12 protein-coding genes are annotated in these 11,512 nt (G+C 73.1%); 9 read left to right on the top strand and 3 right to left on the bottom strand.

The genetic code is table 11. The features are described from left to right. Window positions 1-176: His/Gly/Thr/Pro-type tRNA ligase C-terminal domain-containing protein (locus tag AB0C69_RS27695; RefSeq protein ID WP_360358153.1), on the top strand; the 176-nt coding region annotated here is incomplete at its 5' end. 47 nt (window positions 177-223) lie between these two features. After that, window positions 224-832, top strand: coding sequence for a hypothetical protein (locus AB0C69_RS27700; protein ID WP_360358146.1), 609 nt, complete (start codon window positions 224-226; stop codon window positions 830-832). Here the strand turns inward: AB0C69_RS27700 and AB0C69_RS27705 are convergent. After that, window positions 814-1,515, bottom strand: coding sequence for an Asp23/Gls24 family envelope stress response protein (locus AB0C69_RS27705; protein ID WP_360358147.1), 702 nt, complete (start codon window positions 1,513-1,515; stop codon window positions 814-816). The genes AB0C69_RS27700 and AB0C69_RS27705 overlap by 19 nt on opposite strands. A gap of 188 nt (window positions 1,516-1,703) precedes the next feature. Here AB0C69_RS27705 and AB0C69_RS27710 point away from each other — a divergent pair, with 188 nt between their 5' ends. Next, complete coding sequence (locus AB0C69_RS27710) at window positions 1,704-2,330, top strand: HIT domain-containing protein (protein ID WP_360358148.1); 627 nt, start codon at window positions 1,704-1,706, stop codon at window positions 2,328-2,330. A 27-nt stretch (window positions 2,331-2,357) separates the two neighbouring features. On the opposite strand, the gene AB0C69_RS27715 is transcribed toward AB0C69_RS27710, so the two are convergent. Further along, window positions 2,358-3,215, bottom strand: coding sequence for a polysaccharide deacetylase family protein (locus AB0C69_RS27715; RefSeq protein WP_345179081.1), 858 nt, complete (start codon window positions 3,213-3,215; stop codon window positions 2,358-2,360). A gap of 190 nt (window positions 3,216-3,405) precedes the next feature. Continuing rightward, complete coding sequence (locus AB0C69_RS27720) at window positions 3,406-5,571, bottom strand: elongation factor G-like protein EF-G2 (protein WP_353834142.1); 2,166 nt, start codon at window positions 5,569-5,571, stop codon at window positions 3,406-3,408. Window positions 5,572-5,924: 353 nt separating this feature from the next. Between AB0C69_RS27720 and pgsA the strand changes: the two genes are divergently transcribed. The 6 genes from pgsA to pdxS all read left to right on the top strand — a co-directional run bounded on the left by pgsA (window position 5,925) and on the right by pdxS (window position 11,457). Then, window positions 5,925-6,587: a phosphatidylinositol phosphate synthase gene (gene pgsA / locus AB0C69_RS27725; RefSeq protein WP_360358149.1), complete on the top strand. Its 663-nt coding sequence runs from the start codon at window positions 5,925-5,927 to the stop codon at window positions 6,585-6,587. Beyond that, window positions 6,584-7,510 (top strand): phosphatidylinositol mannoside acyltransferase, encoded by a 927-nt coding sequence (locus AB0C69_RS27730; protein WP_345179077.1) that lies wholly within the window; start codon window positions 6,584-6,586, stop codon window positions 7,508-7,510. The genes pgsA and AB0C69_RS27730 overlap by 4 nt, the downstream gene beginning before the upstream one ends. A 10-nt stretch (window positions 7,511-7,520) precedes the next feature. Further along, entirely contained in the window at window positions 7,521-8,684 is a 1,164-nt protein-coding gene (locus AB0C69_RS27735) for a glycosyltransferase family 4 protein (RefSeq protein ID WP_360358150.1), read from the top strand. A 7-nt stretch (window positions 8,685-8,691) separates the two neighbouring features. Then, entirely contained in the window at window positions 8,692-9,234 is a 543-nt protein-coding gene (locus AB0C69_RS27740; RefSeq protein ID WP_360358151.1) for a hypothetical protein, read from the top strand. A gap of 124 nt (window positions 9,235-9,358) precedes the next feature. Next, window positions 9,359-10,399 (top strand): DUF3048 domain-containing protein, encoded by a 1,041-nt coding sequence (locus AB0C69_RS27745; RefSeq protein ID WP_360358152.1) that lies wholly within the window; start codon window positions 9,359-9,361, stop codon window positions 10,397-10,399. Window positions 10,400-10,533: 134 nt separating this feature from the next. Then, entirely contained in the window at window positions 10,534-11,457 is a 924-nt protein-coding gene (gene pdxS / locus AB0C69_RS27750; RefSeq protein ID WP_345179069.1) for a pyridoxal 5'-phosphate synthase lyase subunit PdxS, read from the top strand. Window positions 11,458-11,512: the final 55 nt, after the last annotated feature.

Raw genomic sequence — 11,512 nt, forward strand, 5'->3', positions numbered from 1 at the left:
AGATCCGCAACGCGCAGAAGCAGAAGGTGCCGTACATGCTGCTGGCGGGCGACGACGACGTCGCCAAGGACGCGGTGTCGTTCCGGTACCGCAACGGCGAGCAGAAGAACGGCGTCCCGATCGACGAGGCGGTCGAGGAGATCGTCGAGGCCGTGCGGACCCGCGTGCAGGTCTGAGCCGGTAGCCTCATCGCTCACGTTCGAGGACCGGGGAGTCAGCGGAGATGAAGTCCAGGAGGCCGGGGCGGCGGGGGCGGTCGCTCTGGCTCCGGATCGCCGGTTACACCGGCACCCTGGCGCTCGTCGCGGCCGCCGTCATCGTGCTCCTCATGCCCCTGATGGACGGGGGCACGAAGGGGGCCGCCGGCTCCGGGGGGACGGCGGACCCGTCCGCGCCGGAGGCGGGGACGGGCCTCCCCGGAGGCGAGGGCCTGCCCGTCACCCCGACCGGTCCCGCACCGCAGCAGACCGGAGGCGACCGGCCCTATCCCGGCGGCGGGTCCGGCGGGTCCGGCGGCCCGGGCGGCGGACCGCAGATCCCTTCCCAGAACGGATCGAGCGGCGGCGTCGGCGCCTGCCCGAAGGGGACGGCGTCCTACCGGGCCACTCCCACGGGCGTGGACGTCGTCATCGCGGTCTCCGCCAGCGGCGCGATCCGGGCGGAGCTGTCACTGCGCGGACGGGAGCCCACCGCCCAGCAGAGGACCGTGCGCACCGGCGGGCCGCAGACGTTCCACTTCACGGGCGTCGCGCCGCAGCTGGTCGAGCGCGTCAAGGTCACCACGATCTCGGTGGGGGGCGGGATGGAGAACTGCTACGCCCGTCCCGCCTGACGGACGTCCTCGACCGACACGTTGACGGCGGCGACCCGCGTCCCGAGCATCATGCCCGCCACCCGCGCCACGTTCGCCTTCACCTTCGTCGCCACGTCCTTGATCACGAGGCCGTACTCGACGGCGATGGCGACGTCCAGCGTGACCTCGTCGTCGTTCTGGACGACGCGAACGCCCGTGGCGGCGGGCTCCTCCCGGACGCTGAGGCCGGCGACGCCCTCCACCTCCAGCGCGGCGAACGCGGCGATCTTCCCGATCACCGCGTTGCCGATCGTGATGCGGCCGTCCACCGGCGCGCTGAGGTCGCCGGACGAGCCGTGCATGGTCATCGGCACCGCGTTCGGCCCCGACGACAGCACGCCCCGCGGCGGCGGGACCGGCTGCTGCGTCGCGGTCGCGGGAGGCGCGGACAGCGGCGCCCCCTGCGGCATCCCCGGCAGCGGCGCACCCGGGGACGGGATGTTCGGGGAGGGCACGCTCTGGGACGGCACGCTCTGGGACGGCATGCCAGAGGACGGCACGCCAGGGGAAGGTGCGGCCGGGGAACCAGGGCCCTGCGACGGCGTGACGGGGGGAGGATCGGTCTCCGGGCGGCCGGCGGGCGCCCCGGGGAACCGCGGTCCGGGCCCGGCCCCCGGCCCCTGCTCGGCGTTCCCGGTCTGGCGCTTGTCGAGCCCGGTCATGATCGCTCCCTGCGGTTCGGTCGGGTGACCATGGTGTCGGAGCGACGCGCGGAACGTCACGCAGGCACCGGATCGCGGGCGCGTCCGAAGACCCGCCGACGGGTCATGCTAGGGGATCCCGGCTACAGCCCCGAGGGCGACTCTCTCTATGCTGCTGGTCAGGCCGTGAACAAAAGGAGACCGCCGCCTTGAGCGCAGAGCCGGAGGAGTCCGTGGTGCAGCAGGGGCGCGAGGACGCGCCCGGGGCCGGCGCCGGGAACGAGCGCACGCCCCGCTTCGAGGAGGAGAGGGGCGGCGCCGGCACGCCCGACAACTTCCAGCGGCTCTGGACCCCGCACCGGATGGCCTACATCAAGGGCGAGAACAAGCCCACGGGCGCGGGCTCGGGCGACGGCTGCCCGTTCTGCGAGATCCCGAAGATGAGCGACGAGGACGGGCTCATCGTCGCGCGCGGGACGTCGGTGTTCACGGTGCTGAACCTCTACCCCTACAACTCCGGGCACCTGATGGTGGTCCCGTACCGGCACGTCGCCGACTACGCCGACCTCGAAGAGCCGGAGTACGTGGAGCTGGCGACGTTCACGCAGCGGTCCCTGACGGCGCTGCGCAAGGCCAGCGGCGCGCAGGGCTTCAACGTCGGCATGAACCTCGGTCTCGTCGCCGGCGCCGGCATCGCGGCCCACCTGCACCAGCATGTCGTCCCGCGCTGGGGCGGCGACACCAACTTCATGCCGGTCGTCGGGCACACCAAGGTGCTCCCGCAGCTCCTGCGCGACACCCGGCAGATGCTGGCCGACGCCTGGCCGCACGCCTGACCTTCCGGCGTCCGCGCGCCGGCCGTCCTAGGCGGGGGGCACGGCGCGCCGCAGGCCCCCGTCGCCCGGCGCGCGGGACGGGGCCTGCGAGACGCTCATCAGCTCCGAGACCGTGACGAACTCGAAGCCCTTGGCGCGCAGGCCGCGGATCATGGGGACGAGGTTGCGCAGCGCGACCAGGCGGTCGTGGTTGCCGGTGTCGTGGGCGAGCAGGATCGTGCCGGGCCCTGTGTTGCCGACGATGTAGTCCACCAGTGCCGGCGGGTCGTCCTCGTAGGTCTTCTCCAGCATCTTGATCGACCACAGCGCGATGTCGTAGTCGAACCGGCACGCGGCGCTCAGCGTGGTCCCGCCCAGGTGGCCGAACGGGGGCCGCAGGAACCGCGGCTCCTTCCCGACGATCCGCCCGATGGCGTTGTGGGCGCGCCGCAGCTGCTCCAGGGCCCGCTCGTCGGAGAGGCGCGACAGGTCCTGGTGCTGCCAGGTGTGGTTGCCGGCCTCGTGCCGGTCCATCCGCCCGTGCACGAGCCGCGCGTGCCGGACGAGCCGCTCCCCGACGAGGAAGAACGTGGCCTTGACCCGCTCGGCGTCCAGGATGTCGTGCACCATGGGCGTCCAGTTGGGCATCGGCCCGTCGTCGAAGGTGAGGGCGACGAGCTTCTGGGCGGTGTCGACGCCCCAGACCACGTCGACGTGCGCGCTCCCGGGCCGCCACGGGCCGGCGATGGGCACCGCCATCGCCGACGACGGCGGGTTCCCGGACCCGACCACGGCGCCGACCGCCTCCGCCCCCGCGCCCAGCGTGACCGCTCCGGCGGCCGCCAGGCCGAACCCCTTGATGAACGCCCGGCGACCGGGGGCGGCCGGGACTCGGGGGTCGTCCACGTTTTCCATTGTGCGACCACGATGCCACCGCGGACCGGCCCTGATCATCGGTCCTGCGGCCGAATCGCGGGTCACCCTGCGGGATGAGCCCGGCTCCCCCCGAGGTCGCGTCCGCGGGCGCCGCGCGTCACCGCGGCGGAGGGGACGGGCGGGGCCCGGCCCGCGCCGGACCCCGTCCGCGGGCGTGCGGTCAGCCGTCCTTGCCGTCGGCGGCGACCTTGTCGGCGAGATGCGACGGGAGCGGCTCGTACCGCAGGAAGCCGCGGGTGAACGTGCCGGTGCCCTGCGACATCGACCGCAGGTCGATCGCGTACCGGACGATCTCCAGCTGCGGCACCTCCGCCTTGATCATCGTGCGTCCGCCGGGCACCGCCTGGGAGCCGAGCACCCGGCCGCGCCGCGAGGTGAGGTCGGACATGATCTGTCCCACGTACTCGTCGGCGATCAGCACCTCGACCTCGTCGACCGGCTCCAGCAGCAGGATCGGCACCCGGCCCGCCGCGTCCTTCAGCGCGAGCGCCCCGGCGGCCTGGAACGCCATGTCCGAGGAGTCGACCGAGTGGGCCTTGCCGTCGTGCAGCGTGACCCTGATGTCGACCATCGGGTACCCGGCGGACACGCCGCGCTCCATCTGCTGCCGGACGCCCTTCTCGACCGACGGGATGAACTGGCGCGGGACGACCCCGCCGACGATCTTGTCGACGAACTCGAAGCCCTCGCCGGAGGGCAGCGGCTCGACGTCGATGTGGCAGATGCCGTACTGGCCGTGCCCGCCGCTCTGCTTGACGTGCCGGCCGAGGCCCTTCGCCGCCCCGCCGAACGTCTCCCGCAGCGGGACGCGCAGGTCCACCCGCTCGACCTCGACGCCGTACCGGGCCCGCAGCCGTTCGATCAGCACGTCGGCGTGGGCCTCGCCCATGCACCACAGCACCAGCTGCCGCGTCTCGGCGTTGTTCTCCAGCCGCAGCGTCGGGTCCTCGGCGACGAGCCGGCCGAGCGCCTGGCTCAGCTTGTCCTCGTCGGCCTTGGACTTCGCGCGGATCGCGACCGGCAGCAGCGGGTCCGGCATGGACCAGGGAGCCATCACCAGGGGAGTGCCCGGATCCGACAGCGTGTCGCCGGTCTCGGCGCGCCCGAGCTTCGCCACCGCGCAGATGTCGCCCGCCCCGCACGACGCCACGGTGCGCTGCGTCTTGCCCAGCGGCGAGGTGAGCGCGCCTACGCGCTCGTCGACGTCGTGGTCCTCGTGGCCGCGGTCCTCCATGCCGTGCCCGGAGACGTGCACGGTCGTGTCGGGGCGCAGCGTCCCGGAGAAGACGCGGACCAGCGAGATCCGCCCGACGTAGGGGTCGGACGTGGTCTTGACGACCTCGGCGACCAGCGGCCCGTCCGGATCGCAGGAGATCTCCTTCGGGGGCCCGCCTGCCACGGGGGTCACCGGCGGGATGCCGTGTTCGAGGGGGGAGGGGAACGCCTGGGTGATGACCTCCAGGAGCTCCAGCATGCCGACGACCGGGCCGGGGTGGTCGCCGTGCGGCACCGACGTCGCGAGGACGGGGTAGAAGCTGCCGCGCGCCACCGCGGTCTCCAGGTCCTCGATGAGCGCCTTGACGTCGATCTCCTCACCGGACAGGTAGCGGTCCATGAGGGTCTCGTCCTCGCTCTCCTGGATGATCCCCTCGATGAGCGAGGCGCGCTGCTCGGAGATCTGGTCCAGGTACCGGGGATCGGGGTCGCACTCGGTGCGCTTCCCGGTCGAGTAGTCGAGGCAGCGCTGCGACAGCAGCCCGATCAGGCCCTTGAGGCCGTCGTCGCCCTGGGCCGGGAAGTACAGCGGCGCGACGCCCTCGCCGAAGACGTCCTGGCAGGTCATGACCACGTCGTCGTAGTCGCCGCGCTGCTGGTCGATCTTGGTGATGACGACCGCGCGGGGCATCCGCACCGCCGCGCACTCCTCCCAGATCATCCGGGTGAGCCCGTCGATGCCGTCCACCGCCGAGATCACGAACAGGGCCGCGTCGGCGGCCCGCAGCCCGGCCCGCAGGTCGCCGACGAAGTCGGCGTAGCCGGGCGTGTCGATGAGATTGACCTTGATGTCGCCGTGCGTCAGCGGCGCGAGCGCGAGGTTGACCGAGCGCTGCTGGCGCACCTCGACCTCGTCGAAGTCGCTGACGGTGGTGCCGTCCTCGACCTTCCCCGCCCGCTGCAGCGTGCCCGTGGCGGCGAGCAGCGCCTCGACGAGCGTGGTCTTGCCGGCCCCCGAATGGCCGACCAGCGCGACATTGCGCACCCTGTCGCACCCGTCGGCCTCCGGTGCCCTGCCGGGGGCTCCCGGGTGGCCTCCCTTGTCCGCCATGACTACCTCCTCGGACGGGCCTCTCGCGGAGGCCCGCGTGCGGCTGGGGCCCGGCCCCGCGGGCCCGGCCCTGACGTCCGAGTGCGGCGTCCGACCTCGTCCATCGCGCGTGACCGACGTCACACCCGTGTCAACAGCCTTTCCCGTGAGGGCCGGGATCACAAGGGGTGAACGGCAAACAACCGCGATCGGTCCGGGCCGCGGGGCGGCGGCCCGGGCGACCGGCCGCGCGTCCGCGGCGTGCGCACTACGATGGGCGCGCCGCGCGAGCGCCGGTCGCCCGCGGCGGGGCCGCTCCGGTGAGCACGACTCCCGGTGGCCGCGACTCCCGATGATCACGAGAACGGACGTCGATGCTCAACAAGATCAGGCCCGCGCTGGGGCGAGTCCTCACCCCCGTCGGACAGGCGGTCGCGCGGACCGGGGTCTCGCCGAACGCCATCACCGTCATCGGGACGATCGGCGTCGCCGCCGGCGCGCTCGTGCTGTTCCCCCGCGGGGAGTTCTTCTGGGGGACGATGGTCATCACCGCGTTCGTGCTGTTCGACATGCTCGACGGCGCGGTCGCCCGGGTCACCGGGAAGATCTCCGCGTTCGGCGCGTTCCTGGACTCCACCATGGACCGCGTCGCCGACGCCGCGATCTTCGCCGGGCTGATGATCGGGCTGTACCGGGCCGGGCAGGAGCCCCTCGCCGGGGTCGCCCTGTACTGCCTGGTCGCCGGGGTCGTGGTCTCCTACGCCAAGGCCCGCGCCGAGGGCCTCGGCTACACCTGCAACGTCGGCATCGCCGAGCGCGCCGAGCGCCTCATCGTCGTCCTGGTCGCGGCCGGGTTCGACGGGCTCGGCGTCCCCTACATCCTCGCCGTCGCCCTCTGGGGCCTCGCCGTGCTCAGCACCGTCACCGTCGGGCAGCGGTTCGCGGCGGTGTACGCCCAGGCGAGGCCCGGCGCGGGCGCGGGGGCCGGGAACGGCGCGCAGAACGGAGCCGAGAAGACGCCGGAGCCGCGTCCATGACCACGCCCCGCCGCGCGGAGGCGCCGTCCCTTCGGGACGAGGTGACCGACGCCGTCTACGCCCTGGGCTGGACGGTCGTCCGCAAGATGCCGGAGAGCGCGGCGCGCCTGCTGTTCGCCGCGCTCGCCGACCGCACCTGGCACCGCTACGGCGGCGGCGTGCGGCAGCTGGAGAAGAACCTGTGCCGCGTCCTCGGCAAGGACGCCGTCGACGACGAGGTCCGCGTCCTCAGCAAGAAGGTCCTGCGCTCCTACTTCCGCTACTGGCTGGAGGTCTTCCGCCTGCCCGAGTACGACCGGGCGCGGATCCTCGGCCGGATGCGGGTCACCGGCGAAAAGAAGATCTTCACCAACCTCGACTCCGGGCGCGGGGTCATCCTGGCGCTTCCCCACATGGGCAACTACGAGCACGCGGGCGCGTGGCTGGTGCACAACGGTTACCCCTTCACCACCGTCGCCGAGCGGCTCGAACCCGCGTCGCTGTTCGACCGGTTCGTCGAGTTCCGCGAGGGCCTCGGGATGGAGGTGCTCGCGCACAAGGGCGCCTCCGCCTACGGGCGGATGGCGCAGCGGCTGCGCGCCGGCCGGCCGGTGTGCCTGGTCGTCGACCGCGACCTGACCGAGAGCGGCATCGACGTGGAGTTCTTCGGCGCCACCGCCCGGATGCCCGCCGTGTCGGCCGCGCTGGCCCTCCAGACGGGCGCCGCCCTCATTCCCGTGACACTCTGGTATGAGGGCGAGTACTGGGCGGCGCGGGTCCACGAGGAGGTCCCCGTGCCGGACGAGGGCGGCAGACAGGAGAAGATCCAGGCCATGACCCAGGACCTCGCGCGCGCCTTCGAGGAGGGCATCGCCGCCCACCCCGAGGACTGGCACATGCTGCAGAAGGTCTGGGTGGACGACCTCGCGGACGGCCGAAGATGAGGGCCGGCCGATGAAGGTGGGACTCGTCTGCCCCTACACCTGGGACGTGCCGGGCGGTGTCCAGCAGCACATCGGCGACCTCACCGAGGCGCTGATCGCGCTCGGTCACGAGGTGTCGGTCATCACGCCCGCCGACGACGACGCGGACCTGCCGCCCTACGTCGCGTCCGCCGGACGCGCCGTCCCCGTCCCGTACAACGGCTCGGTCGCGCGGCTGGCGTTCGGCTTCCTGTCGGCCGGGCGGGTCCGGCGCTGGATCCGCGAGGGCGGGTTCGACGTCCTGCACGTCCACGAGCCCGCCGCGCCCTCGCTCGGGCTGCTCGCCTGCTGGGCGGCCGACGGGCCCATCGTCGGCACGTTCCACGCGTCCTACGAGAGGTCGCGGGCGCTGTCGGTCACCGCGCCGATCCTGCAGAGCGCCCTGGAGAAGATCACCGGCCGGATCGCGGTGTCGGAGGCCGCCCGCACCACCCTCGTCGAGCATCTCGGCGGCGACGCCGTGCTGATCCCGAACGGCGTCGCGACCGAGCGCTACGCGATGGCGGAGCCGCTGGCCGGCTGGCGCGGCCGCACCGACACGCCGCCCGGGGGCGGCGACGGGGGAGCGCTCGGCTTCCTCGGCCGGATGGACGAGCCGCGCAAGGGCCTGCAGGTGCTGCTGCGCGCCTTCGAGGTCCTCGCCCGGGCGCGGCCCGGGCTGCGGCTGCTGCTCGCCGGCCCCGGCGACGCCGGCGACGTGCTGGCCCGGGTCCCGGCCGACCTCCGCGACCGCGTCGTCGTGCTCGGCCTGGTGAGCGAGGCCGACAAGGTCCGCGCCTACCACTCGGTGGACGTGTTCGTCGCGCCCAACCTCGGCGGCGAGAGCTTCGGCATCGTCCTCGCCGAGGCCATGGCGGCGGGCGCGCCCATCATCGCCAGCGACATCGAGGCGTTCGACCGCGTCCTGCGCGGCGGCCGGGCCGGGGTGCTGTTCCCGGTCGGCGACCACGAGGCGCTCGCCGCGGCGGCCGGGGCGCTGCTCGACGACCCGGCCCGCCGCAAGCAGCTGTCGGCCGAGGCGCGCGCGGCCGTGCGGACCTACGACTGGTCGTCGGTGGCCCGCGACGTGGTGCGGGTGTACGAGACCGTCACCGGCGGCCGCGTCCGCGTGGTCGAGTCCGGGCTCGGGGCGTAGGGGCCGCATGTCCTACGACTGGGTCATCGACGTCCTGTTCTGGATCGCCGTCGTCTTCCTGATCGCGGTGTACGTGTCGTGGCGCGCCACCCGTCTCGACCGGCTGCACGTGCGGGTCGAGACCGCCCGCGCCGCGCTCGACGCCGCGCTCGTCAGGCGCGCCGCCGCCACGCTGGAGCTGGCCGCGTCCCGGCTCCTGGACCCCGCCACCAGCCTGGTGCTGGCCACCGCCGCCCACGAGGCCCGCACCGCAGACGCCGAGGGCCGCGAGTTCGCCGAGAGCGACCTGTCGCGGGCCCTGCGCGCCACCGTCGACCAGCCCGGGTTCGTCGACGCGCTCGACGCCCGGGGCGGCGGCGACGGCAGGGCGGTCCTGGAGGAGCTGTCGTCCGCCGCCGCGAAGGTCGCCTACGCCCGCCGCTTCTACAACGACGCCGTCTCCCAGGCCCGGATCGCGCGCCGCAAGCTGCTCATCCGCGTGCTCCCGCTCGCCGGGAGGGCCCCGCTCCCGGACTTCTTCGAGATCGACGACGACCCGCCCGGGATCTGACGGCCCGCGATCCGCCGGAGCCGCGTTGATCGGGGGAGCCCCGCGCGGCCGTACCACCGGACGGGCGAGCGCACGGGATCACGTTCGCTACCCTCTGGCAGATCGTCCAAAGGAGGGGTAGATCGTGCGATCTGTCTGGGACACCACCGTCCGGGGACGCGCGGCCGCGGGAATGGGCGTCCTCGTCCTCGGCGCCGGGCTGTCGGCCTGCTCGGGCTCGGACGGCGCGAAGCCGGCGCCGCCGCCGGCGCCGAGCGCCACGGACGCGCCCCAGGCCGGCGGGACGCCGACCCCCGCGACGCATCCGTTCACCGGCGGCGCCAAGGGGCTGGGCAACCCCGTCCTCGCGGTCAAGATCGAGAACACCCGGCCCGCGCTCCCGCAGAGCGGCGTCTCGGCCGCCGACATCGTCTACGTCGAGCAGGTCGAGGGCGGCGAGACCCGGCTGATGGCGGTCTACTCCTCCAAGCTGCCGAAGAAGGTCGGGCCCGTCCGCAGCGCCCGCATCTCCGACCTGCACATCCTTCCGCAGTTCGGCCGTCCCGCCTTCGCGTTCTCCGGCGTCCAGAGCAAGATGAAGAAGTACATCCGCAAGGCGCCGGTGTACGACATCTCCCAGGAGAACGCGGGCGGCGCCTACTTCCGCTCCGGCGACAGGCGCATCCCCTACAACCTCTACGCCGATCCGAGGAACCTGCTGAAGCAGGCGCCGAAGGCCGCCAAGCCGCGCGACATCGGCTTCACCTTCGGGGACGCCCCCGAGGGCGGCAAGCCCACCCGGTCGTTCACCGCCCGGTGGCCCACCGCCACGATGGGCTTCACGTGGTCGGCCAAGCAGAAGCGGTGGCTCGCCAGCTGGGGCGGCACCCCCGACCGCGCCGCCGAGGGCGGGGTGCTCGGCGGTAAGACCGTCGTCGTCCAGTACGCCAAGACGACCCGCTCGAAGTTCCACGACTTCCTCGGCAGCTACACGCCGCTGATCCACACCACCGGCACCGGGCGCGCGGTCGTCCTGCGCGACGGCAAGGCCTACGGCGCCAAGTGGTCGCGTCCCTCCGAGGACAAGGGCACCACCTACAGCACCGCCGACGGCAAGCCGATGAACTTCGCCCGCGGCCAGGTCTGGGTCGTGCTCGTCAACGAAGGAAAGCCCTACATCCCCTAGCCCGCCGCGCCTGGCGGCCCCCGCCCGTCACTCCGTAAGCGGCCGGCGCCCTCCGCTGACACTCTGCCGGGTCGAGAGGTCATGCGAGCAGGCAATAACATGGGAAAAAGACTTGTCGTCCGTCCACGTGAGGAATGCCCGTGTCCACTTCCACTCCCGCCCCTGACAACGCCGCGCCCGAGACCGGGACCGCCCGCGTCAAGCGCGGCATGGCGGAGATGCTCAAGGGCGGCGTGATCATGGACGTCGTCACGCCCGAGCAGGCGAAGATCGCCGAAGACGCGGGCGCGGTCGCCGTCATGGCCCTGGAGCGGGTCCCCGCCGACATCCGCGCCGAGGGCGGCATCTCCCGGATGAGCGACCCCGACATGATCGACGGGATCATCGCCGCGGTCTCCATCCCCGTCATGGCCAAGGCCCGCATCGGCCACTTCGTCGAGGCGCAGGTGCTGCAGGCCCTCGGCGTCGACTACATCGACGAGTCCGAGGTGCTCACGCCCGCCGACTACGACAACCACATCGACAAGTGGGCGTTCACCGTCCCCTTCGTCTGCGGGGCCACCAGCCTGGGCGAGGCGCTGCGCCGCATCACCGAGGGCGCGGCGATGATCCGCTCCAAGGGTGAGGCGGGCACCGGCGACGTCTCCAACGCCACCACGCACATGCGCAAGATCCGGCAGGAGATCCGCCGCCTGCAGAACCTGCCCGAGGACGAGCTCTTTGTCGCGGCCAAGGAGCTCCAGGCCCCCTACGAGCTGGTCAAGGAGGTCGCGCAGGCGGGCAAGCTGCCCGTCGTGCTGTTCACCGCCGGCGGCATCGCGACCCCCGCCGACGCCGCGATGATGATGCAGCTCGGCGCCGAGGGCGTCTTCGTCGGCTCCGGGATCTTCAAGTCCGGCAACCCGGCCCAGCGCGCCGAGGCGATCGTGAAGGCCACCACCTTCCACGACGACCCCGACGTGATCGCCAAGGTGTCCCGCGGTCTCGGCGAGGCCATGGTCGGCATCAACGCCGCCTCCCTCGGCGAGGACCAGAAGTTCGCCGGCCGCGGCTGGTAGCGCGGGTGCGTCCGCCCGGCCCGGGTGGCCGGGCGGATCGGTGGGTACCCCCTCC

It is taken from the genome of Actinomadura sp. NPDC048032, assembly GCF_040653175.1.
Classification (GTDB): domain Bacteria; phylum Actinomycetota; class Actinomycetes; order Streptosporangiales; family Streptosporangiaceae; genus Spirillospora; species Spirillospora verrucosospora.